This window comes from Acinetobacter higginsii (assembly GCF_000369525.1).
In the GTDB taxonomy this organism is placed as follows: Bacteria; Pseudomonadota; Gammaproteobacteria; order Pseudomonadales; family Moraxellaceae; genus Acinetobacter; species Acinetobacter higginsii.
Genome location: NZ_KB850072.1, coordinates 1,277,839 through 1,302,205, shown reverse-complemented (window position 1 = coordinate 1,302,205; position 24,367 = coordinate 1,277,839). Strand labels below are relative to the sequence as shown.

The following is a 24,367-nucleotide window of genomic DNA, read 5'->3' as shown; positions in this document are numbered from 1 at the left end:
GGCATCGTATACAACAACATACCCCGTCATAAAAAGAACAGTGATATGCGTTTTTATATTTCTTTATGAGATAGGGGAACGTGCATATCCAAATTTAGAGGTTGAAGCAGATGATTAATACAACATATAAACTGATTTCAAGATTCAATAATAAAGAATCTACCTATGGTCAATATGTCGAGAAAGAACAAATCGATATTGATCGGCTAAAAGTCATGTATTCGATTTACGAGCAATATTATGAAAATACCAAGTTTTCGATCTTTGCGGATGATTTCAAAAAGAAAAGTGGTGCCATCTTAATCTTTAACTCGGAAACTGATGAAATCGTTGGTTTTTCTACTGTTGTGGTTCAGCATTTTTATCTAAATGGTAAGGACTATACAGTGCTGTTTAGTGGTGACACCGTGATCCTTAGAGCATTTTGGGGCACTCGTACGCTACAAAGTACCATGCTCAAACTCATGATCAAATTACGAGTTAAATATCCATTTAATGAGCTGTATTGGTTATTGATTTCTAAAGGCTACAAAACCTATCTACTGCTTGCCAATAACTATTATGTGTATTACCCAAATATCAATGATGAGAACCAGCACCTTTCCAGTGTGATTGAACATTATTGTGAAAACTTCTTTGGTGAATATTATGACAAAGAAGCGGGATTATTGAATTTCGGAGATGACTATCAACCACTCAAAGGCGAAGTGGCGCCGATTACTGAGGAAATGAGAACAAAAAACCCCAATATTCATTTCTTTGAGCAAAAGAATCCAACATGGACGGTGGGAACTGAGTTGCCTTGTATTGGCCGCTTGGGGTGGAAAGATATCGCACGTTTCCCAGTTAAGTTAATGACCAAGCCTGCCAGTAAAGGTCGCTGTGAGGCGTTGTTAAAAAACTCAGTCAATCGTCGTGAGGTTCTACAATGAAGCATACCGAATTGCTGACTTCTGGTTCACATCTGATTTTAAAACAATGGTGCGATGTTTCAGACCGAGATTTTCAAAAGCAGTTTAATCATTTAGAAGCGACACAGCGTCAAATCCTGAATTCAATTTTGCAAAGTTCACATTTTGCAAAACAACAACAGGTAAAAGATTATGAGCAGTTTGTTGGTGCTTTTCCTGCTACGCGCTATGCAGCGTGGCGGGAGGACATCCAGCGTTATCGAGATCAGAAACTTCAACTATCAAGCAGTAAGTTGGTGCGTTTCCAGCCCACCAGTGGTTCGAGTGAACAAATTAAATTTATTCCGTATACTAAGCTGTTTTTAGATGAATTAGATCACGCGATTGCACCATGGATGGCCAGTCTTTATCGTAAGTGCCCACAACTTCGCTCAGGTACTCATTATTGGTCAGTTTCATGGTTGCCAGAAAGCCAGCGTGAAGTGCTAAAAGATAAAAATCTCAATGATGATAGTGCGTTACTGGGCATAGGTAAGCGCATTTTATCTAAATTTACCCAAGCAGTGCCAAGCAATGTCGCCTTTGCAGCCAATGCCGATGATGCTTTGTTTGCCACCATTTGTTATCTGGTTGCCAACCGAAATCTCGCCATGATTTCAGTATGGAGTCCAACCTTTGCTTTGCAACTTTTAGATCGTTTAGAGGCCATGCAGCAAGAGGTGATTGAAGTTTTAGAAACAGGTCGATGGGGAGCGCGCCAAGCTTCATTAAAAGAAGTCAAAGCGCCATTCAGTCCAGAAAGTGCAAAGTGTTTGATGGACAGTTCAAATGGTGAACACATTGATTTTAAAAGGTTATGGCCAATATTGAGTTTAGTGTCGAGTTGGGATACCGCAGGTTCCAAAGCTTGGGCAGAAAAACTAAAACAACGTCTTCCATCAGTACAATTTGAAGGTAAAGGCTTATGGGCAACCGAAGGTGTAGTCACCATTCCATATAACGATCATTATCCACTGGCTTATCAAAGTCATTTCTATGAATTTGAATATTTAGAAGGTGAAAAAACGGGACAAATCATTCCATCTTGGGAGCTGAAGATGGGGGATGTGGTCAGTCCAATTATCACATCAGGCAATGGTTTACTACGTTATTGCCTTGATGATTGCTTACGGGTGACCAGTTTTCTGGAACAAGTACCGTGTTTTGAGTTTCAAGGTCGCCGTTTTGGAGTGGATTTAGTGGGAGAGAAGCTTGCCCCAGAAACGGCACAACAGTTGCTTTCACAACTAAATGAAACCGACTCTAAAGCAATCTCGTTGTTGGCAATTGATACAGAACAGCAGGTCAAACCATTTTACTGCGTTCTGTTTGAGGGTGAGATTCATCACAGTATTGATGATGATTATATTGATCAGATTTTGCGTCAAAACTTTCATTATGAGCTGGCACGTAATCTCGGCCAGTTAGATCAGCCTCAGATTCGTCAAGCCAATAATGGTTGGAACGCCTACAAAAAGCTGGTGATGTTTGATGGCATCATCGAAGGTAATATTAAGCCTGAACCACTTAAGAAAGTTACCTTGAATAGTTTGGAACAACTATGAAGAAAGGGATGACGAAATTTAACCATCGATTTTTAAAGTCTCAATACGCGCTTTGTATGGGACTATTGTTGGCATCCAGTCTGGTGGATGCCATGACTTTAGATGATGCATTATCCGCCAGTTTAAGACATGAGAGCCAATTGGAGGTGAGTCGTTTAAGTGTCAATCAATCCACAGCAATGCTTGAACAGGCCAAACAACGTGATGGACTCAAAGTGAATTTGGTTGGACAACTTGATTATGAGCGGGTTGAAACGCCGACTAACGTCATGTTTCCAACTGAAGGAAACCGAAAAGGTCGTAGTTTGCAATTACAAATGGATTACCCTATCTACACATCAGGACGACATCGCTTGGGAATTGATGTTGCTAAAAATCAACTTTCTGCGCAGTCGCAAGGACTTTCGGATCAACGATCTGAAACGATTTTGAATACAGTCATGGTCTATACCGATGTACTGAAAAAGAAAGCAATTCTGGAGCTGAGAAAAAAAACCATGTCTAACTTACAGCGTTCGCTGTATGAGTCACAGCGACGTTTTGATGTGGGTATGATTACCCGTGCAGACTTGGCACAAGTGCTGGCTCAGGTGGCACAAGGTCAGGCCGATATTACGCAAGCCCAATCCAATCTCACGGTGAGTGAAGCACAGTTTTCACAAATTACGGGTCTAAGTGCAGATAATCTAAGCCCGGTTAAGCGTCTCCCTGAAATTTCTAACAGTCTGGATGAGATTTTGGCGCAAACCAAAAGTCATCCAGCTTTATTACGGGCCAAATATGAAAAGCAGGCAGCTGAAAAGCAATATGCCCTAACCAAGCGAGAACTATGGCCGACGGTTATGCTCACCAGTCGTGCGGGTGCGCAGCACGAAGCCAGTTATATTGGTTCCGAAAGTAATAATTACATGGTGGGTGTGCAACTTAATGTACCACTCTATGACGATGGTTTGAATCGCGCCAATACGCGTAAAGCACAAGCGGATGTTGATCTGGCCAACCAAAAAATTCGTAGTCTTGAACTGGATTTGAATCAACGTACACGGACCACCTATGCGCAGTTGCAGACCATCCGTCAGAACAAAGACGCACTACAAAATGCCATTGATGCCGCTTCAATTGCCTTTGTTTATACCCGTAAAGAATTTGAATTGGGCACCAAAACCACTTTTGATTTATTAAATACTGAACAAAAGTTATTGGATGTTCAAACTCAGAAAACGGTCAACGAGCAGGATGAAATTGTTTTTGTGTATCAGCTCTTAGACCAAATGGGACATCTCAATGATTTGGTGTCTACACAAAATACACAACAGGTGAATAATTAATGAAAACAAATCCACCAAATACTCAAAATAATTCGTTGCTTACCCGTGAAGCAACCTTGGCTGATGATCAAGCCTTACGTGAGCTGATTGCGGTGCCGATGACCACCAAAGGGGTGCAAATCAGTTTTCAGCGTGAACCCAGTTATTTTAAGGCTTCGGATATTCTGTATCGACATAAGCTGCATGTGGTGATTGAAGATACGCAAAGTCAGAAAAATGTCGCCTGTTATAGCAATGGTCATCGTCCATGCTATGTCGATAAAACAGTACAAAATGTACGCTATGCCAGTGATTTGCGTGTTGATCCAAACTATCGTGGTAAATCATTGGTCAAGGCTTTGGGTGTACATGTCAAACAAACCATGCATCAACCTGATTTTAGCCAGATGATCATCTTTAATGATAATTATGCTGCACGAGCGGCAATACAAACTGGAAAAACAGGAATTCCTGATTATTATGATGAAGGACTGATAGAAACACTAACGCTGACCCATCTTGGGACAAAGGCAAAAATTAAAGCCTTCTTAGATCAGAAGGCTCAAGCAGATACAGCGAACTGTGAAATTCAGTCACGTGCAGCGCAGCCAGAAGATATTACTGCTATGAATCGATTTATTGCAGAGATGTCGCAGCATTATAATTTTATCCCAGCATATAATTTTGAAGAATTACACGCAGGGCATCAGTATTTTACTGGCTTGAAGCTTTCGGATTTTCAGCTGTATTTTCAAGATGAGAAACTCGTCGGAATGTTTGGGTTATGGGATCAACATGGCCTTAAACAAACCAAAATCTTGCATTACAGTTCAGCGATTGGTGTACTACGTCCGATCTATAATTTACTGACCAAAGTCACTAAAGGCATGCCATTACCTAAACTTGGTGATTCCTTAAAATATCATGTGTTACACAGTTTATTGTGCCATCCACAGCAGTTAGCACTGCATCATTTAATGCTTGGAGATGCGCAAAAACTCTCTAAGCAACGCGGTGTAGGAATTGTCAGCTTTACCTTATCGCATCAAGATCCTCGTTTTCAGCTGAATCAGTTTTATAAAGGTGAACGATTAACAGGCATGCATGGCTTTATTAGTTTTCTGGGTGATCCACGTCCAAACTTTGATAAGAACTTGATCCCGTATTTAGAAGTTGGGCGAATTTGATTGGAGCAATAAAAAAACGCCTCAAAGTGCGTAAATGATTGGGCTTTGAGGCGTTTTTTATCTGTAAATAGATTAGGCTTTTAGTCCTTGAGCATACTCAACCAATTGATCAATCACTGTTCCCCAACCTTCAAAGAAGCCCATGTCTTCGTGTTGCTGGCGAGTTTCAGCAGTACGGTGTCTGGCAATTGCAGTATATTTGGTTGCTCCGTTACCTGCATCTTCAAGCAACAGAATCGCAGTCATAAATGGATTCTCAGCAGGTTTCCAGTCCTCAGTATAAGTATCGGTAAAGACCAGTTTTTTGCCATCAATCACTTCTAGGTAAACACCTTCATTCTTGATTTCATTGCCATCCACATCAAAGATGGTGTTGAATTTCCCACCCACTCGTAAATCAATTTCACAGGCTTTAATCGAGTGCGGGCGAGGAATAAAGAAGTGTTGGATGTGTTCAGGTGTGGTCCAGCATTCCCAGACCAGTTCACGCGGCACATCAATCACTCTTTCTAGTTTTAAATCAGTTTTTGGATCCAGTTTCATTTTCTCTTTTCCTTTTTAATTCGAGTGCATAACGATCAAATTGATTAAGTCGTTGTTCCCAGATTGCCCGTTGCTCACTTAACCAATTTTGCATGGGGGTGAATGCATCGGGTGTCAGAGCACAAGTTCTGATTCGTCCATTTTTTTCTGAATGAATAAGTCCTGCTTCTTCTAATTTATTTAAATGTTTTAGAAAAGATGGCAGGGCCATGTCATGTTGTTCAGCCAGTTCAGTGATCGATGCTGTCCCAAAAGACAGTCGCGTTAAGATATCTCTGCGCGTTTGATCACTGAGAGCACTGAATAACAAATCGAGTTTAGAATCATACTTAGCCATAAAGCTAAGTATTGCACAAAAAATATTCATCTTGCAATAAAAAACTTAGCTTTTTAGCTAAGTTTTTTATTGCTGTTTGTATAGCTCTATTTTTCCTGTTTATTGGTTAAAATAACACCAATAAAGCTTAGGCTGCCACCCACCAGCATTGACCAGGTGATGGGTTCATTCAGAATAAGAAATGCCAGTAAGACTGCAAATACAGGCACTAAATTATTAAATACGATGGTTCGAGATGCACCAATGCTGTGAATCGCCTCGGCATACCAGACAAAAGTCAATACAGTACCAAAGGCACCTAGAAATACAATTGATAACCCGCTACGAAGAGAAATATGCGGCAGAGAAAACTGCATAAATTCAGGCATAAGACTGATGAATAGAAATAATGTTCCCCAAAGTACTGAATACGTGGTCATGGTTAAAGCGGGTGCACGGGTCTGCTTAAAGCAGATTGTGTAAATGACCCAACTGAAGACCGCGCCACACATCATCATTTCACCTGTGCCAAAAGATTGAGTGAATGCAGCAAAAAATTTCCCTTTGCTCACGACGATCAGTGTGCCGATTAAAGCGAGGCATACACCTAAGTAATTTATTCTTTGAAGCCTTTCCTGAAAGAATATCCGCATCGCCAAGATGGTTAAAATAGGGGATAAGCTCACAAACAGTGCAGTTCTGCCTGCTTCAATTCTGGATAGAGCAGCAAAGAAAAATAAATTATAAGCAAGCACACCGGTCAATCCCATCAAGATGGCATAGACATGCTGTTGTACAGAAAGATTGGGAAATCCTCCTGTACTTTTCAACAAGATCAAGACCAGTAAGATCGCAGCAAAGCCAAAGCGTAATAATGCAGATAAGTTTGGAGAGAGTTCCGCAGCAACAATGCGTCCTGCGATGAAGGTACCACCCCACATCATGGCAACACAGATCAGCTTAAAATAAACAGTGGAGCTCGAAAGAGAAATGGCTAAATGACGCATGCAATTTTTAATCAATATAGAATTGAATCAAATCCTAAAACTAATTTATTTTTATAGTAAAATGAGTTTTTACTCATGAATGCATCATGATGACCCTGACCCAACTCGAAATATTTTCAAAACTCGCGGAACTAAAAAATTTTACCCATACTGCACAACTACTGAATATTTCACAGTCAGCGATTTCGCATGCACTTAAATCGTTGGAAAAGAAATGGGAAACCCAACTGTTTTATCGAAATAACAATGAAGTCGAACTGACAGCTGCAGGACAACGCTTACTGCCTTATGTAAATGAAATCTTGAATGTTTCTAATATTATTCATCAAGAAGTAATGGATCTAAAGGGTCTAAAAGCGGGAACTTTAAGGATTGGGTCCTTTGGCGCATCATCTTCCAATGTGCTGATTCCAATGATTTTAAAACAATTTACGCAGCAATATCCTGATGTTGAGGTGTTGATGCTAGAAGGAACTGATAAAGAGGTATTGCAATGGATAGATGAACGCAAAGTCGATCTTGGGTTTGTGGTGTTGCCTGAAACCCGCTTTGATAGCTTTGCTTTGCTGGAGGATATCTTTGTTGCTTTATTGCCTAAGGATTTAGAGATTGCACAAAAGCCAGCAGTGCAATTGCAAGAGCTGATTGATCATCCTTTTATCCTGACCAGTGCGGGCAGTCAAAACCATGTCATGGAACTGTTTAAGGCCGCACAACTCACGCCACAGATTAAGTATAACTTGTCGCAAATCCTGTCGATTTTAAATATGGTCAATCATGGTGCAGGGGTTTCAATTGTGGCGGATTTAGCCCTAGACAAAAATATTCTTCAGCTATATCCCAATGTGGTAAAACGGCCATTATCTCCCAATACCAAACGTTCAATAGGACTCGCGGTCAAAAACAAGCAACAGATGACACCGATTGCAAAAGCCTTTGTTGAGATTGCCATGCAGCTTTAAGTTTGGGTCAATATGGAAAAACCTGCTTAATTGTTCATAAAAAGGCTAGAAAAACAGACAAAAGTTATCAATTACACAAAATACTTCTATAATAGCGCCCATCAATACTAAGGTCAGTGTTTAGATAGAGTCATAAGACGACCTTAGCCACAGTTTTTTAAGTCCATTTGTGATCCACGATTCGGCTTATAGATTAATATTTTCAATCTTATGTACTTGCAAAACATAAGAATATTTAGGTGCTCGCATGGAAATCAAGGTTAATTATCTCGACAATCTTCGCCAAGAAGCGAAGTTTGATGACTTTACGGTAATCGCCGATCAGCCGATTCGTTATAAAGGCGATGGTTCTGCGCCAGGTCCATTTGATTATTTCCTTGCTTCATCTGCGTTATGTGCAGCTTACTTTGTCAAAGTGTATTGTGCTGCGCGTGATATTCCAACGGACAACATTCGTTTATCGCAGAACAATATTGTTGATCCTGAAAATCGCTACAAACAGATTTTTAAAATTCAGGTTGAATTACCAGCTGATATTTCTGAAAAAGACCGTCAAGGCATCTTGCGTTCAATCGATCGCTGTACGGTTAAGAAAGTGATTCAAACTGGTCCAGAGTTTATCATTGAAGAGGTTGAAAGCATTGATGCAGATGCACAAGCCTTATTGATGCCAAGCCTTGCCTCTGAAAGCAGCACCTACATTGCGGGTAAAGATCTGCCATTAGAAGAGACCATTGCCAATATGTCAGGGATTCTGGCAGGCCTAGGTATGAAGATTGAAATCGCATCTTGGCGCAATATCGTACCGAATGTCTGGTCCTTGCATATCCGAGATGCACAATCACCAATGTGCTTTACCAATGGTAAAGGCTCAACCAAAGAAAGTGCTTTAGCTTCGGCTTTAGGTGAGTTCATTGAACGTTTAAACTGTAACTTCTTCTATAACGACCAATTCTGGGGTGAGGACATTGCCAATGCAGAATTTGTGCATTATCCAGATGAGAAGTGGTTTAAACCGGGTCCAAATGGCGAATTACCAAAAGAAATTTTGGATGAATATTGTCTCGAAATTTATAACCCAGATGATGAGTTACTCGGTACGCATTTATATGATACCAACTCAGGGAATACGGAACGAGGTATTTGTTCATTGCCATTCGTACGTCAATCAGATGATGAGATTGTCTATTTCCCATCGAATCTGATTGAGAACTTATACCTCAGTAATGGTATGAGTGCGGGCAATACCTTGGCAGAAGCTCAAGTTCAATGTCTCTCTGAAATTTTTGAACGTGCGGTTAAACGTGAAATTCTGGAAGGTGAAATTGCACTACCCGATGTGCCGCAAGAGGTATTGGCCAAATACCCAAGTATTGTGGCAGGTATCCAAGGCTTGGAAGAGCAAGGCTTCCCAGTCCTTGTCAAAGATGCATCATTGGGCGGTCAATTCCCTGTGATGTGTGTGACTTTAATGAATCCACGTACAGGCGGTGTATTTGCCTCATTTGGTGCACACCCAAGCTTTGAAGTGGCATTAGAGCGTAGTTTGACTGAATTGTTGCAAGGCCGTAGTTTTGAAGGTTTAAACGATTTACCGCAACCAACTTTCCAAAGCAATGCCGTTACTGAACCAAACAACTTTGTTGAACACTTCATTGATTCAAGCGGCTTGGTCTCTTGGCGTTTCTTTAGTGCCAAATCAGATTATGACTTTGTCGAGTGGGACTTCACTAATGAAGGTGAAAATTCAAATGCTGAAGAAGCTGCAGAATTGTTCGGTATCCTTGAAGAAATGGGCAAAGAAGTCTACATGGCGGTGTATGAGCACTTAGGTGCAACCGCATGTCGTATCTTGGTGCCTGATTATTCTGAAATCTATTTGGTTGAAGACCTGATTTGGGACAATACCAATCGAGCGATCTTATTCCGTGAAGATATCCTCAATCTACATCGTTTAGATGACGAACAATTGGAAGCCTTGGTTGAGCGTTTAGAAGAATGCGAACTGGATGATTACACCGAAATCACCACCTTGATCGGGATTGAGTTCGATGACAATACGGTATGGGGTCAGCTAACTCTGCTTGAGTTAAAATTGTTGATCTATCTTGCTTTAGAGCAGTTTGAAGAAGCGAAAGAGTTGGTTGAGACTTTCTTGCAATACAATACCAACACGGTAGAACGTGGTTTGTTCTATCAATGCATGAATGTGGTGTTGGAAGTCTTACTCGATGATGAAATGGAGCTTGAAGACTACGAAACCAATTTCCGCCGTATGTTTGGCAATGAGCGTATGGATGCTGTGGTCGGTTCTGTTGAAGGTACAGTCCGTTTCTATGGTCTCACCCCAACCAGTATGAAACTCGAAGGGCTTGATCGTCATTTACGTCTCATCGACAGCTATAAGAAATTGCATAAAGCCCGTGCTAAGGCAGTTGGCTTAACTGGCTAAAACTCAATAAATATTGTTTTAAAAAGTGCATGTTGATCATGCACTTTTTTTTATTTAGAACCCATAAAATTTTGTTTTTGAGTCACTCAAAATTTTAATCAATTGATGGCTTGACCTTGCAATTATTGGAAGGACTACAGTGTCTTTCATAAAGGTCACTGTGCCACATAAGATAGAAACGCTGATCTATTGACGGTGTTACTGCCTTTATTTTCATCCATATAGCATGTCAATCACATTTGAAATGAATGTGATGCTGCTGAATAGAAAGGAAACAATAATGAGTGAACAACAATCGGCAATAACACCTCACCCAAATGATTCAAGTGATATTTATAGTCTCTCTACGCGTGCTTATATGGAATTAACCAGCCGTATGCAGGTTGATATGCAAATCAATTACACAGGCAATGCAGATATCGACTTTATGCGTGGAATGATTCCACATCATCAAGTGATCGTAGATATGGCCAAGCTTGCCTTGAAATATTGCTATGATCCAGAAGTTCGGATGTTGGCAAAAAATATTATTTTGGCTCAGGATATTGAAATTAAAGTAATCAATGCTTGGTTACAACGGCATCTATTATAAAGCCTTCGATCTTATTCTGGATTTGATGGTTCCATCCATAATGGGCTGAATCAAAACAGCCTTTTATGGATTACAGCTTTTCGTAATTAGATAGAAAGGTAGCGATTATGCCGAAGATAACCGTGCTTCCACATGAAAAAGTCTGTCCAGAAGGCAGTATTCTAGACATTAAAACGGGTGCAAATCTATGTAGAACTTTACTCGATCATGGGATTGAAATTGAACATGCCTGTGACCTTTCAGGCGCCTGTACCACCTGTCATGTCATTATTCGAAACGGCTTTGAAAGTTTGCAGGAAATGGATGATGTTGAGGCTGACTTGCTTGATCGTGCTTGGGGTTTGTGCCCAGAATCACGACTGTCTTGTCAGGTGAATATTCAGGATCAGCCTTTAGAAATAGAAATCCCTAAATATACGATCAATTATGTTTCTGAAAAGAAGGAATGATCACATAAAATATTGTTGATTTTAATGTGTAAAAGACTTGACCTTACCATTATGGCAACCTTTATAGTGTGTTTATCTTCTTAAATAACTGAATGGAGTTTTACGATGGAATTTCATGTCGAAAATATGACCTGTGGTGGCTGTGCGCGTGGTGTAACCCGTGCGATTCAAGCGGTAGATGCCAATGCAAAAGTGATTACTGATCCGCCTAACCGCAGTGTTAAAGTTGAAACCACAGCCTCACAGCAACAAGTAGTCGAGGCTTTATCAGAAGCAGGTTTTCCACCACGTTAATCTGTTCCTGAATAAAAAGCGGCTTAAATAGCCGCTTTTTTGTATCAATGGAATGGATAAAAAATAAAAGGCGATCATAAGATCGCCTTTTATGCTGTACTACTTACGCCCAGTGAGTGGGGACAGCGAGAGCAAATCATTATGATGATGGATGTCCTTCATTTCATGACTTGGCTCTTTTAAGCCTTCCAGAATCGGACACTCGGGGCGATTGTCACCCGCACAGCAATCAACCAAGTTCTGGAGTGTTTGCGCCATTTGCTGCAGGTCTTGGATACGCTGTTCTAGCTTATGGATATGTGCCTGAGCCAATTGTTTGACGTCGGCACTTTGTCGATTGCGATTATTCCATAAATCCAGTAAATCAGTGATTTCAGTAACCGAAAAACCCAACTCGCGACTGCGTTTGATAAATTTCAAACGTTCCACGTCATTCTCTGAATAAGAACGGTAGCCTGCATTGCTACGTCCTGCCGCAGGAATTAAACCAATTTGCTCGTAATAACGAATCATCTTGGCAGTTACACCTGAAGCTTGAGAAACTTTACCTATATTCATAAGATCCTCCTTAGCCTTGCACAGACGGCGGTTGGAAACGACGTAAACGTAGGGCATTACCAAGCACAAACACACTTGAAAGTGCCATCGCACCCGCAGCAAAAATCGGTGACATCAAGATGCCATAAGTAGGGTATAACACACCCGCAGCCACTGGAATCAATAGAGTGTTGTAGGCAAAGGCCCAGAACAAGTTTTGGTGAATATTACCAATGGTTGCTTTAGACAAAGCAATCGCATTGGCCACACCTTGCAAGTTCCCAGACATCAACACCACATCCGCAGATTCAATCGCTACATCGGTACCAGTTCCAATGGCAAGGCCGACATCTGCTTGAGCCAATGCTGGTGCATCATTGATCCCATCGCCCACAAAGGCAATATTGCCATATTTTGCTTTCAGTTCCTGCACGGCATTGACTTTACCTTCAGGTAGCACTTCTGCAATCACTTCATCAATCCCAAGTTTTTTGGCAATGGCATGTGCAGTACGGGCATTGTCACCGGTAATCATTGCCACTTTTAAACCCAGCTGATGCAGTGCTTGAATGGCAGCAGGTGTGGTCTCTTTAATTGGATCGGCAACCGCAATAATCCCTGCCAAAGCACCATCAATTGCCACATAAAGTGGAGATTTTCCTTCATCGCCCAAACGCTGTGCTGTATGGGAAAATGGAGTGATATCCAGACCAAGTTGAATCATATAGCGGTCTGCACCGATATAGATATTTTGGCTTTCATTCACGGTGGCATTGACACCCATCCCTGTGACTGAATCAAATCGATCAACTTTAGGCAGGGTCAGACCTTGATTTTTTGCCGCATCGACAATTGCTTTGGCAATCGGATGTTCAGAAAGTGACTCCACTGCGGCAACGAGGCTAAGCACATCATTAGGTTCAAAGGTGGATGTCACCTCAAAATCAGTCAGTACTGGATGACCTTCGGTCAAGGTCCCGGTTTTATCAACAGCAACCACTTGAGCATCTTTTAACAGTTGTAGTGCTTCACCTTTGCGGAATAGAACACCAAGTTCTGCACCACGCCCAGTACCAACCATAATCGAGGTCGGGGTTGCTAGGCCCATGGCACATGGACAGGCAATAATCAGGACCGCAACTGCATTGACCAATGCAAAAGTTAAAGCAGGTGAAGGGCCGAAAACTAGCCATACGAGGAAGGTGAGTAAAGCGGTAATCATCACTGCGGGTACAAACCATAAGGTCACTTTGTCGACCACGGCTTGAATCGGCATTTTAGAACCTTGTGCCTGCTCGACCAGACGGATAATCTGCGCCAACATGGTGTTGCCACCGACAGCGACGGCTTTAAAACTTAAAGTGCCGTTCTGGTTAATGGTTCCACCCACGACTTGGCTACCAATATTTTTCTCAACAGGAATCGGTTCACCTGTGATCATCGATTCATCGACAAAGCTTTGGCCTTCAATGACTTCACCATCGACAGGGATTCTTTCACCTGGTTTTACAATGACAAAATCACCTGCAAGTACTTGCTCGATTGGAATATCGATTATCTGATTATCTCGAGAAACATGGGCAACTTTTGCCTGTAAGCTGACTAAGCGTTGAATGGCTTCAGAGGTACGTCCTTTGGCTTTCGCCTCAAGAAAACGACCGAGTAGAATCAAGGCCACAATCACAGCAGCTGCTTCGTAATAAACGTTCACTGTGCCAGCAGGCAGTAGCTTTGGTGTAAAGGTTGCAACTAGTGAAAATAGATAAGCCGCCAATGTACCGACTGCAACCAAAGAGTTCATATCGGGTGCTAAACGGAATAAAGCGGGAAGACCTTTGAGATAAAAACGACGCCCTGGGATAATCAGCACTAAGGTGGTTAAAACGAATTGTAGGTACCAACTATTTTGCATACCAATGCTTTGTTCAATCAGATGATGAACACCCGGAATCAAGTGTGAGCCCATTTCCAAGATAAACACAGGTAAGGCTAGAATGGTTGCAATAATCAGGTCGCGTTTGAGTTCATTTCTTTCTTGATCTTTTTTCTCAAGTTGTTCACTTTGATCTGGAATAGATGCCTGAATTTCTTTGGCATCGTAACCTGCCTTATCAATCGCTGCGATTAAGCTTTCTATGCTGGCTATACCAGTTACCATGGCACGTTCAGTTGCTAAATTGACATTGGCAGTTTTTACGCCATTCACCGCATTCAATGCTTTTTCGACACGACTGACACATGAAGCGCAGGTCATGCCTTCAATCGATAATTCAACCTTATTCGCAGGGACGTCATAGCCTGTTTGTTCTATGGCTTGAATCAGCACTTGTTGGTCTACGGGCTTAGCAAGGGTGATATCTGCACGTTCTGTGGCTAGATTCACTGATGCAGATTGAACGCCGTCAACTTTTTTGAGTGCTGCTTCAACGCGTCCAACACAACTGGCGCAAGTCATGCCCTCGACTTGAAGGCTGACATTCATATTATTAGACGATGTTTTTGTTTGCGTTTCCATAAGTTATACCTATAGAGATAATCCGATTGCTTTCAGCATAGACCTTAACATTATGGGAAGGTCAAGCGGATTTATCAAATTTTAGGATTTTATGCAAACGGATTTGGGGTAGGCTCATGGATTGTCCTTTATTTCATTCAAGGACAATCCAAATGCAGAATGGTTTAATGAGGGAATTTAAACAGCTATTTTTTTGTCTTGATCGTCTATCTCAGCTTGTGACTGTACCGATTTTTGTACTTGAGTATAATTTTCCAGATCGAAGCGACGGGTGCGCTGACGATATTCCAATGTGAAGCCTGGCCAATTATTGGTATTTTTCCCTGTCGCAGTTTGATACCAACTGGTGCAGCCTTGAGACCACATGGTTGATTTCATGCGCTCCTGAATTTCTTGATTAAACTGTACTTGAATTTCAGCTTTCAGATCGGTGAAGGATAAATTGTTTTGGATATGGGCTTGAAGTGCATCCAGAATATAGTTCACCTGACTTTCAATCATATACACAATTGAGTTATGCCCAAGATTGGTATTTGGGCCATACAACATGAAGAAATTAGGGAAGCCGCTTACAGTTAAGCCTAAATACGCTTCTGCGCCATCGACCCATTGGTCTTTTAATCTTTTGCTATTGAGTCCTGTAATTTGCATGGGTGCCATAAACTCAGTTGCAGCAAAACCAGTTCCATAAATAATGGCATCGATTTCGCGGTGTTTGCCATCTTTATCGACAATACCATTTTCAGTAACTTCCTGAATTGCGGTATTGATGACCTCAACATTAGGACGAACCAAACTTCGATACCAATGGTTTGAAATCAGAATTCGTTTACAGCCAATCGGATAATCAGGCATCAGACGATAGCGAAAATGCGGGTCTTTGATTTCTTCACGGATATGCCGTTGAAAAATATATTCGGCCAAAGGAATTTCATTCAGCGTGGCGGTAAAGCTCTTAAGGCGAATCTCGTTATAACTATATTGAAATACACGATCAAGACTTTGCAAGATCGGTAGTTTTTGAAATGCTTTTCGTTCCAATGTTGAATAAATACGGTCTGGTTTTGGGATGACATAAGGTGCGGAACGTTGATAGATATCTAAATGAGCTACTTGTTTTGCGATCTCTGGGACAAATTGAATCGCACTGGCACCAGTACCAATCACAGCTACACGTTTTTCATTTAAGTCGTAGTCATGCTCCCAGCGTGCTGAATGGAAAGCTTTTCCTTTGAAACGATCCAGACCTTTAATTTTCGGGTACGCGGGGCGGTTGAGCTGACCCACCGCAGCAATCAGAAATTCTGCCTCAAATTTTTTCCCAGTTAAACTCTGAATCTGCCAAACACCTTGAGTGGCATCAAAATCAGCGCTGGCAATTTCAGTATTAAACTGGATATGCGGATCAAGCTGATATTTCTCGGTGCAATGTTTTAGATATTGATGAATTTCCTGTGATGAACCATAGCGGTTTTTCCAACCAAGATCTTGTTCAAAAGAAAATGAATATAGGTGAGACGGAACATCACAAGCAGCACCTGGATAGGTATTGTCACGCCAGACCCCACCAACATCATTGGCTTTTTCAAATAAGGTAAATTGTTCAAATCCAGCACGTTTGAGCTGAATGGCTAGCCCTAATCCACCAAATCCAGTTCCAATAATGGCGATACGAATATTTTTATTTGAAGATAATTGTTGTTTAAACATAACAGACTCAAGTGAAAAGTATCATGTATTGCTTGCAGAATAATCGTTTCATGCATTGATTTAGAGGATGGATCAGGACAAAATATTGTGATTAGCGGACATTGAGAAAATAGGTTTGAACTACTTATGGTCGTATCAACGTAGTATCCATAGTGTTCGTCTCATGGCAGATTTTGCTTCTGAACTGGGCGTGAGTCATATACAGATCCTCAAGGGAACAGGACTGGAGCAGCAACAGTTGCTTGATCCAAAGATGTTGGTGACTGCGCTGAAAGAATTACAGCTGATCCGCAATTTAGTCGAGACATTTAGCCAGAGACCCTCGCTTGGCTTGGAGGTAGGTCAGCGTTATCACTTTACCACCTTTGGTTCTCTTGGCTTAGGCTTGATCAGTAGTGCGAGTATTCGTGAGGCTTTGAACTTTGCTTTGGCCTATTTTCCTTTATCTTTTGCCTTTAGTCGGTTTGTGGTATCAGAACCACCCGAGACCAATAATATTCGAATTGATATAGAGGTAGATGAGGGAATCCCTCAAACATTACGGCAATTCATTATTGAGCGAGATATTGCCGCACTGATAACAGTCCAACATGATTTGATTCCAGAGAATCTCTGCCAAAAAGTAGTATTTTGCTTTCAGTCCTGTGGAGAACAACAGCCTTATCATGAATTGTTTGGGGTGGCGCCTGAATTTGGTGGATCGAAAAGCTTTATTATCTTAAATGCAGAAAAAATAGATCAAAAGCTGAGTATGGCAAATGAACTGGTGCTACATTCAGCTGAGCAACAATGCCGAGAAATACTAGATAAGCGGCAATCTCAAAAAAAATATGCTGATCAAGTCCAGCACATCCTTATGAATAGCAAAGGGAAAATTCCAGCGATGGAAGAGGTTGCAGATCGTTTATATCTAAACTCCCGCACCTTACGTCGTTATTTGTCTCAAGAACAAACCACATTTATTAAAATCAGGGAGGAAGCCCGAAAAATGATGGCAAACTCCTATTTGTCTTCAACACAAACTTCAATTGAGCAAATTTCTGAATGGTTAGGTTATGCTGAACCTGCCAGTTTTATTCATGCTTATAAACGCTGGTATGGCAAAACGCCTCATGCAAGCCGACTAAAAAATAAAGTGTAGAAAATAACGATTCAGTGGCATATAAAAGATAGACAAAAGGGAATAACAGTTCATCTTAATTCTAGAGTGGACAGGTGTCAGGAAGATAGAAAGGTAGCAGGCGATGCTTTTAGAACATGACTTAAGTCCATCCGAATTTAGTCTTTTGTCAGAAATATTATGGAAACTAGGTTCAGGAAAAGGACAGGAGAGTTTACGTGAAACAATCTTGGTAGATATTGCGACTCTATTAAGAGCCGATTTTGCTGCTTCTTATATTTGGGATGCAAAACAGCATCTATCCAAACAAGGCATTATGTGGCAAATAGATCCCAAAGCAATCCTAGAATATGACCGTATTTGGCAGCACGATGACCCAATTACGTCTCGGCTGCGGGAACGGCAACAAGCAACTTTCGTGAATGAAATCATTTCGATATCAGAACTAAAGAAAACGGATTATTACAATGAATTTTTACGACCTTATGGTCTGTATCATGGTTTAAATATCTATTTTGTTCGGGATGGGATAGATATTGGCGATTTGCGTATTTGGCGCGCCAAAGACTCGATTATGTTTAGTGAACGAGAGAAAAGGATTTTAAATTTACTCGAACCCTATATGACCCAAGCTTTACCCATAGATTTATCAACCCAATACTTTTTAACCCCACGGGAGCAAGAAGTGGTCATATTAGTGAGTAAGGGATTGAGTGATAAGTATGTTGCCAATTTACTGGATATCAGCTTCACCACGGTGAGGACGCATTTAAAAAGTGCCATGAAAAAAATGGGTTGTCATAATCGTACCGAAATGGCTGCATTGATGCATGCTTAATGGTCTCCTCAATTTTGAGGATATCTAATAAACTGAAAGCGGTACAAATTATAAACATTATTACTTAAATGGATTTTAAGTCACAATGTTAAATATCAAAGAAAAAGTACTTTTAGATCAATGTATTCATCTTGATAAAGCAACAATCAAGGAAATTACAGCATTGGTTGCTGAGCGAAAAGTTTCTTGTGAACAATTGGTAGATCACTATTTTGAAAAGATTGATGTGCAGCAGTCCCTCAATGCTTTTATTAGTCTTGATTATGCTACAGCGCTTCAACAGGCGCAATTTTGGGATCAATCTATTGCGGAAGGGAAACCTTGTCCGGCATTAATCGGGGTATTGTTGGCCGTTAAAGATAATATTCATGTTGCTGGTTTTAGCAATACGGCGGGAACACCTGCTTTAACCGAATTCAGACCCAAAGTAACGGCTCCAGTGATTCAAGCATTGATTGATCAAGGTGCGATTGTTGTGGGTAAAGCCAATATGCATGAATTGGCATTTGGCGTGACAGGTTATAATACTGCAATGCATATTGAGGGTGTGATTGGCACACGTAATGCGGTTAATCCTTTACATATTGCAGGCGGTTCTTCTTCCGGAAGTGCAGTCGCGGTTGCTGCAGGCATGGTGCCGATTGGAATGGGGACGGATACAGGTGCATCGGTCAGACTACCTAGTGCATTGAATGGCTGTGTTGGTTTTCGTCCCACGGTTGGACGCTATGCTCAACAGAGTATTACGCCAATCTCGCATACACGTGATACCGCAGGCCCAATGGCACATTCAGTATCCGATATCATCTTGATTGATCAATTGATTACTCAACAACAAGTCCCAGCTCGTATATCGACGCAACCCATCAGGCTTGGGCTATGTGCATATTTTTGGGAAAATCTGGATGAAGAGGTTCAGCAACAGGCTGATCAGGCACTACAACTTTTAAAAAATGCGGGGATTGAAATCATCAGTGTAGAAATGCCTGAGTTAGGGCAGCTGAATCATCGTATTTCATTTCCTGTAGTGATCTACGAGGGCAAATATGATCTGATTGAATATTTAAAAAACCATGAAGTTGGAATAGAACTAGATGCTATTGTGGAGCAAATTTCAAGCCCAGATGTACAGCAACTCTTTCAGCAGAATATTTTGCCTGAATTGATTGTGGATGAAACGGGTAAGTCTGTGGCGGTCGAAGCTTTATATCAGGATGCGATCACAACGGCTCGACCACAGTTGCTTTCACTCTATGAAAAAACCTTTAATGAGCACCAACTCAATGCTTTAATTTTTCCAACCTCAGCCATTGTTGCCCCATTGGCAAATGAGCAAGTGAGTTCAATTGAAAATTTCCAAAGGCTGATTCGCAATACTGATCCAGGAAGTAATATTGGTTTACCTGGGCTGAGTTTACCGATTGGCTGTGGCACAAAATCAAAATTACCTGTTGGATTGGAAATAGATGGTTTACCGAATACAGATCATGACATTCTTGTGCTTGGTGAAGTACTAGAACAGATTTTTAGCAGTTTAAATCATCGCTAAAATAACCTCGGTCTCAGTACAAAGCCTGTTTCATTGAGAACGGGTTTTGTCGGTCATTTGGAATAAGCCACGATATGTTCCTGCTTGGAGAACAACACAAGATACAAATCGCAATGGCAAATCACCATGCACAAATCTAGTATTAAGCCTACTTTATAAAAACGGTTTAAATTTGTTTTATGTTTTTTAATAAATTTTTAGGTGTTTGTGTTTTAACTAGCATGATTTGCAATCAGTGGTTGTCAAAAAAACGAGCCGCATTCCAAAGAAAAAATTGAAGATGTGAGTCAATCTGGTTTAAAACTGGATGCAGCACAGATGATGACGCATTTACATGCATTTGAACAAATTGCTAAACAGCATGGTGGTAATCGTGCTGTGGGTACGCAAGGTGGTCTAGCAAGTGCAGATTATATTTTAGATCAGGCCAAGAAAGCAGGTTTTAGTACAGAGCTTCAGACTTTTGAAAATCGGGAAAAGACCAAAGGCAAGAATATTATTGTGGAGATTCCCGGAGAATCAACACAAAGCATAATTTTGCTGGGTGCACATTATGATTCAGTCAAAATGGGACCTGGCATTAATGATAATGCTTCAGGTGTAGCCTTATTGCTCGATTTGATGACTCAATTATCGAGCCAAAAAGTAAAACCGAAACACACCATTCATCTGGCATTTTGGGATTCGGAAGAAGTCGGGATTGCAGGTTCTCAAGCTTATGTGGAGAAACTGACTGCTGAACAGTTAAAAGCCATTAAAGCCTATATCAATGTGGATATGGTCGGCACCAAAGATCCTGAAATCCTGATTACAGATGGTGATAAATCATCTATAGATGAAATGGGAAAAATGTTAAAAGAGCGTGGCATGCAGGAACAGGACTATAAACCACTGCTTGATGGTTTACGTAGTATTCCAAGCCATAGCGGTGATTTAGCATTAGAGAATACGCTTAAAGCATTTTTTAAAGCAAAAAATCTGGAAATTAAAGAAGATGTTGCAACCTTAACTGCCAGTGATACAGCACCGTTCTTAGGTAAAGTTCCGGTAACTTCTGTGATCTTGTTTAATGAGCAAATGAAAGGGGATGAGCTTGAGTTCGCGCCGTGCTATCACAAAGCATGTGACACGATTGAGCAGGTCGATCCAAAGTCAATGCAATTGGCAGGTGATGCTGTGATTCATTTATTAACATCTTTAGATCAAGACTAATATCCAATTAAGGGATCATCTATATTAGATCAACCGCTGTATTATTAAGCATTGATAAAAATGACAAAATTATCATTTTCAGGTCATGCTGCTGTTGGGCTGCCTGTTCTATCTTATAGAGAGTTAAGAGAGAGCAGGTAAATAGAAATGAAAGCATTGGTTAAACTCATCTTCATCCTATCGTTTGCATCAACAGCGAGCTTAAGTTATGCAGATGGTGGTTTAATGTTCTTGGAAAAAAACCAAGAACGTAATGCAACTGTACAAGGCAATAATGGCCAAACGCCATCTAAATAATTTTGAGTTTCACAAGGATCATATAACTTCTCCCAAGTTGTATGGTCCTTAATCATTCCGCTTTAAAAATCATTCTAAAGACAATATTTTCTCCTTCGATAAACACATCAATTTTCGCAGCGTGAATTTCGATAATTGACTTGGTAATGGCCAGTCCTAGCCCCGTACCATCTTCGGCCTTGTGTCGCGATGAGTCCAGACGATAAAAACGGTCAAAGAAGCGAGACAGCTGTAAAGGGCTTAAAGTTTGCATTTCAGCAGACACTTTATTTTTAATCTGAATGATCGAATGCTGAGGATCTTGGCTCAGTTTGACTTCTAAAATCGAGTCTGGCTCACCATATTTAATTGCATTCGAGATTAAATTATTAAAGGCTCGACGAATCATTGCAGGTTCGGCCTGAATAGATGCCTGACCTGTTTGCTTGAGCTGTATCTGTTTTTCTGATGCAAAGGCTTCAAAGTACTCAAACAGCACCCGCATTTCTTGCTTTAAATCGATTTCTTTTTTGTTTTTTAAGGCGAGGTTATGATCCGATTTTGCTAGAAACAACATATCTGAAATCATTTTTGCTAAATGTTCGTATTCTTCTAAATTTGAAAAGAGTACATCTTGATATTGCTCAATGGTTCTTGGCTTGGTTAAGGAAACTTGGGTTTGCATCATCAAATTATTGATCGGCGTCCTGATTTCATGGGCTAAATCGCTTGAGAACGCAGAAAGTTTATCGACTGAAACCTCTAAGCGATTGAGCATGTCATTAAATGCCGTTGCCAAAGGGGCGAGTTCAATGGGTATATTACTGAGATCAAGGCGATTGGACAGATTATTTGCAGAAATGTTTTCTGACAGTTTTGCCATTTTCCGAATCGGGCCAAGACCTTGCCAAGTGGCCAACCAACCTAAAAACATCAGGCCAATTACACCGAGTAGACCAATCATGAGCAACTGCTGTTTAAAGGAGTGCAGGAAGTAATAATTATCGGTGACTTCAATCGCAGCAATGATTTGCATGTTCTGATTGGTTTCGCCATAGCGAAGAACCTTATTGACCATGATGCCTTGATAACTCTGATCCTTATTCTTCCAATTAATCCATTGCCCATTTTGAGTTTGTATTAATTGGCTGAGATCGGTGTGATTATTCTTTTTGTTATAAATGGTCTGGCCATTGGCCAGTTTGATCTGAATCACCAGATTATCATGCCCAATCAAGGCCTCATCTAAACCGTCCTTAAAATTGCTAGGTTTCTGTTGGAATAGGTTTTCAATCAGCTGAATTTTGCCTTCAATTTCTTTTTGATTTTGTTGATAAAAATAATTGACCACATGCTGATTGACGAATATTCCCATAACGATCAAGATCAGAATCGTGAATAAGGTGGAAATAAAACTGATTCGAAAGCCGATTGAACGAAATAATTTAGTTCTCATCTTCGATCTCTAGGACATAGCCCATACCACGGATGTTTCTAATTAGTTTGGGGCTAAAATCGGTATCAATTTTATTTCTGAGCCTGCGAATCGCGACCTCGACCACGTTAGTATCACTATCAAAATTAATATCCCAAACCAAAGCAGCGATCAGTGATTTTGGTAAAACTTCACCTTGTCTACGCATAAACAGTTCAAGTAAGGAAAATTCTTTGGCGGTCAGATCAATGCGTTGTCCAGAACGCACCACACGGCGTTTAATCAAGTCGAGATGTAGGTCTGCAACGGCATAAAAGGTTTGCTCTTCTTTAATTTGCCCACGTTTTAATAGGGTTTTAATACGTGCAAGTAGTTCTGCGAAGGCAAAGGGTTTAATCAGGAAATCATCTGCACCGAGTTCCAAGCCTTTGACACGATCTTCGATCTGATCTTTTGCAGTAAGAAACAGCACTGGGAGGAAGGTGTTTACTTTGCGAATTTCGGTGAGGATTTTCCAGCCATCCAGCTTCGGAAGCATGACATCTAAAATAATCAGGTCATATTGTTCTGTCACAGCATGATGCAGACCTGAAATGCCATCTTGGCTCCAATCTGTCACATAGCCTGCTTCAGTTAAGCCTTTTTGGAGATAATCACCTGTTTTTTGTTCATCTTCAACAAGAAGTATTCGCATGCTTTCATCGAGCCCAAAGTTTTATCGTGCCATTTTAGCGTCAAAGATAATCAGATATTTATAAATGACAAAATTGTAATATTGCAGTCAGCTTCCTGACTTTATTCACGTTGAAACCATTTTGACAAAACTACTTCGAAAATTTTCGCTTTATCCAATAATCTAAACTGAAATAACGACCACCACCCAATACGATTAAAGCCAATAACATGATCAGATAAGTAACAGCAAACTCAATTCCATTATTTAAAATCACAAATGAGCCACTGGATGTTAGCCAGTCATAATGGCCATAGTTTTCTAGAATTCCCCGAGATGCTTCCAGTTTTTCAGCAGAGGCGAGTACTTGTGCATTGGCAAAGGGTGCATTGGGATCGGCTATCGCTTGCCAGCCATTTGGCAGATGTACAGTGAAAATGGCGACGAGCATGGTAATGATCAATGGAATACTAATCCACCGTGTCAAAAGACCAAGCGTTAAAAGCACAGCCCCAGCAAGTTCCGTCGAGGTTGCCAGTGCTGCCATGATATGCGGAAAGGGTAAACCCAAGCCCCAATCGCTATTGCCAAACCATTCCACCGTATCTTGAAAATGCATCAGTTTATTTGTGCCAGCCATCCAAAAGATCGGAACGAGATAACAACGTAAGGCAAGTGCCGCGATGCCATCCCCATGTTTGAGTGCTGAGCAGATGTTTTGATAGTGCTGAGTAAGAGGATACAAAAAGTTCTTCATGATAATTTCACACCGAATAGGATTGAATGATCATTAGTCGGGTGAGTATTCAATTTCTTACATAAATTTTTTTTTATTTGCACTGTAATAAATCGAGATTTACGCCGTCTAACTTTATGTA

At 40.8% G+C, this 24,367-nt stretch carries 22 protein-coding genes and 1 pseudogene; 14 read left to right on the top strand and 9 right to left on the bottom strand.

Annotated elements, in window-relative coordinates:
• Window positions 1–110 precede the first annotated feature (110 nt).
• From F902_RS12130 to F902_RS12115, 4 genes are read left to right on the top strand one after another with little or no spacing between them, the layout of a single operon-like run.
• The gene (locus F902_RS12130) at window positions 111–932 is read left to right on the top strand and encodes a hypothetical protein (RefSeq protein WP_005203800.1); all 822 of its coding nucleotides are present in this window, start codon (window positions 111–113) and stop codon (window positions 930–932) included.
• On the top strand, window positions 929–2,515 hold the full coding sequence (locus F902_RS12125) for a GH3 family acyl-acid amido synthetase (RefSeq protein WP_005203798.1): 1,587 nt from the start codon (window positions 929–931) through the stop codon (window positions 2,513–2,515). Before F902_RS12130 ends, F902_RS12125 begins: the two co-directional genes overlap by 4 nt.
• The gene (locus F902_RS12120) at window positions 2,512–3,843 is read left to right on the top strand and encodes a TolC family protein (protein WP_005203796.1); all 1,332 of its coding nucleotides are present in this window, start codon (window positions 2,512–2,514) and stop codon (window positions 3,841–3,843) included. Before F902_RS12125 ends, F902_RS12120 begins: the two co-directional genes overlap by 4 nt.
• Window positions 3,843–5,009 carry a hypothetical protein gene (locus F902_RS12115; RefSeq protein WP_005203790.1) on the top strand — a complete coding sequence of 389 codons (1,167 nt, stop codon included), beginning with the start codon at window positions 3,843–3,845 and terminating at the stop codon, window positions 5,007–5,009. Before F902_RS12120 ends, F902_RS12115 begins: the two co-directional genes overlap by 1 nt.
• 72 nt (window positions 5,010–5,081) lie before the next feature.
• Here F902_RS12115 and F902_RS12110 read toward each other — a convergent pair whose 3' ends face one another.
• From F902_RS12110 to F902_RS12100, 3 genes are all read right to left on the bottom strand, one after another.
• A complete protein-coding gene (locus F902_RS12110; RefSeq protein ID WP_005188300.1) occupies window positions 5,082–5,552 on the bottom strand; it encodes an SRPBCC family protein in 471 nt (156 codons plus the stop codon).
• Window positions 5,530–5,889, bottom strand: a complete 360-nt coding sequence (locus tag F902_RS12105) for an ArsR/SmtB family transcription factor (protein ID WP_005203788.1) — start codon at window positions 5,887–5,889, stop codon at window positions 5,530–5,532. Before F902_RS12105 ends, F902_RS12110 begins: the two co-directional genes overlap by 23 nt.
• Window positions 5,890–5,975: 86 nt before the next feature.
• Window positions 5,976–6,875, bottom strand: coding sequence for a DMT family transporter (locus F902_RS12100; protein ID WP_005203786.1), 900 nt, complete (start codon window positions 6,873–6,875; stop codon window positions 5,976–5,978).
• 89 nt (window positions 6,876–6,964) lie between these two features.
• Here F902_RS12100 and F902_RS12095 point away from each other — a divergent pair, with 89 nt between their 5' ends.
• The 5 genes from F902_RS12095 (at window position 6,965) to F902_RS12075 (ending at window position 11,624) form a co-directional block, all read left to right on the top strand.
• Window positions 6,965–7,837: a LysR family transcriptional regulator gene (locus F902_RS12095; protein ID WP_026057452.1), complete on the top strand. Its 873-nt coding sequence runs from the start codon at window positions 6,965–6,967 to the stop codon at window positions 7,835–7,837.
• A 247-nt stretch (window positions 7,838–8,084) separates the two neighbouring features.
• Window positions 8,085–10,289, top strand: coding sequence for an OsmC domain/YcaO domain-containing protein (locus F902_RS12090; protein WP_005203784.1), 2,205 nt, complete (start codon window positions 8,085–8,087; stop codon window positions 10,287–10,289).
• 280 nt (window positions 10,290–10,569) lie between these two features.
• Window positions 10,570–10,881: a CopM family metallochaperone gene (copM, locus tag F902_RS12085; RefSeq protein WP_005203782.1), complete on the top strand. Its 312-nt coding sequence runs from the start codon at window positions 10,570–10,572 to the stop codon at window positions 10,879–10,881.
• Between the two features lie 107 nt (window positions 10,882–10,988).
• Window positions 10,989–11,330, top strand: coding sequence for an ISC system 2Fe-2S type ferredoxin (gene fdx / locus F902_RS12080; protein ID WP_005203780.1), 342 nt, complete (start codon window positions 10,989–10,991; stop codon window positions 11,328–11,330).
• Window positions 11,331–11,435: 105 nt separating this feature from the next.
• Window positions 11,436–11,624 (top strand): heavy-metal-associated domain-containing protein, encoded by a 189-nt coding sequence (locus tag F902_RS12075; protein ID WP_004653564.1) that lies wholly within the window; start codon window positions 11,436–11,438, stop codon window positions 11,622–11,624.
• Window positions 11,625–11,723: 99 nt separating this feature from the next.
• Here the strand turns inward: F902_RS12075 and cueR are convergent, their stop codons facing one another.
• The 3 genes from cueR to F902_RS12060 form a co-directional block, all read right to left on the bottom strand.
• Window positions 11,724–12,182, bottom strand: coding sequence for a Cu(I)-responsive transcriptional regulator (cueR, locus tag F902_RS12070; RefSeq protein WP_005203779.1), 459 nt, complete (start codon window positions 12,180–12,182; stop codon window positions 11,724–11,726).
• Between the two features lie 10 nt (window positions 12,183–12,192).
• Window positions 12,193–14,676 carry a heavy metal translocating P-type ATPase gene (locus tag F902_RS12065; RefSeq protein ID WP_005203778.1) on the bottom strand — a complete coding sequence of 828 codons (2,484 nt, stop codon included), beginning with the start codon at window positions 14,674–14,676 and terminating at the stop codon, window positions 12,193–12,195.
• A 177-nt stretch (window positions 14,677–14,853) separates the two neighbouring features.
• Window positions 14,854–16,386 (bottom strand): flavin-containing monooxygenase, encoded by a 1,533-nt coding sequence (locus tag F902_RS12060; RefSeq protein ID WP_005203777.1) that lies wholly within the window; start codon window positions 16,384–16,386, stop codon window positions 14,854–14,856.
• Window positions 16,387–16,501: 115 nt separating this feature from the next.
• On the opposite strand from F902_RS12060, the gene F902_RS12055 reads away from it, so the two are divergent.
• From F902_RS12055 to F902_RS22650, 5 genes and pseudogenes are all read left to right on the top strand, one after another.
• Window positions 16,502–17,527, top strand: a complete 1,026-nt coding sequence (locus tag F902_RS12055; protein ID WP_005203776.1) for an AraC family transcriptional regulator — start codon at window positions 16,502–16,504, stop codon at window positions 17,525–17,527.
• Window positions 17,528–17,630: 103 nt separating this feature from the next.
• Window positions 17,631–18,344: a response regulator transcription factor gene (locus F902_RS12050; protein WP_005203775.1), complete on the top strand. Its 714-nt coding sequence runs from the start codon at window positions 17,631–17,633 to the stop codon at window positions 18,342–18,344.
• A gap of 85 nt (window positions 18,345–18,429) precedes the next feature.
• Complete coding sequence (iaaH, locus tag F902_RS12045; RefSeq protein WP_005203773.1) at window positions 18,430–19,893, top strand: indoleacetamide hydrolase; 1,464 nt, start codon at window positions 18,430–18,432, stop codon at window positions 19,891–19,893.
• Window positions 19,894–20,072: 179 nt separating this feature from the next.
• A pseudogene (locus tag F902_RS12040) lies at window positions 20,073–21,105 on the top strand (M20/M25/M40 family metallo-hydrolase).
• Between the two features lie 147 nt (window positions 21,106–21,252).
• Complete coding sequence (locus F902_RS22650) at window positions 21,253–21,402, top strand: hypothetical protein (RefSeq protein ID WP_005203771.1); 150 nt, start codon at window positions 21,253–21,255, stop codon at window positions 21,400–21,402.
• A gap of 52 nt (window positions 21,403–21,454) precedes the next feature.
• On the opposite strand, the gene F902_RS12035 is transcribed toward F902_RS22650, so the two are convergent.
• From F902_RS12035 to F902_RS12025, 3 genes are all read right to left on the bottom strand, one after another.
• Window positions 21,455–22,837 (bottom strand): heavy metal sensor histidine kinase, encoded by a 1,383-nt coding sequence (locus tag F902_RS12035; RefSeq protein WP_005203770.1) that lies wholly within the window; start codon window positions 22,835–22,837, stop codon window positions 21,455–21,457.
• Window positions 22,827–23,510, bottom strand: coding sequence for a heavy metal response regulator transcription factor (locus F902_RS12030; RefSeq protein ID WP_005203769.1), 684 nt, complete (start codon window positions 23,508–23,510; stop codon window positions 22,827–22,829). Before F902_RS12030 ends, F902_RS12035 begins: the two co-directional genes overlap by 11 nt.
• Before the next feature lie 130 nt (window positions 23,511–23,640).
• The gene (locus F902_RS12025; RefSeq protein WP_005203768.1) at window positions 23,641–24,246 is read right to left on the bottom strand and encodes an HvfX family Cu-binding RiPP maturation protein; all 606 of its coding nucleotides are present in this window, start codon (window positions 24,244–24,246) and stop codon (window positions 23,641–23,643) included.
• Between the last annotated feature and the right edge of the window lie 121 nt (window positions 24,247–24,367).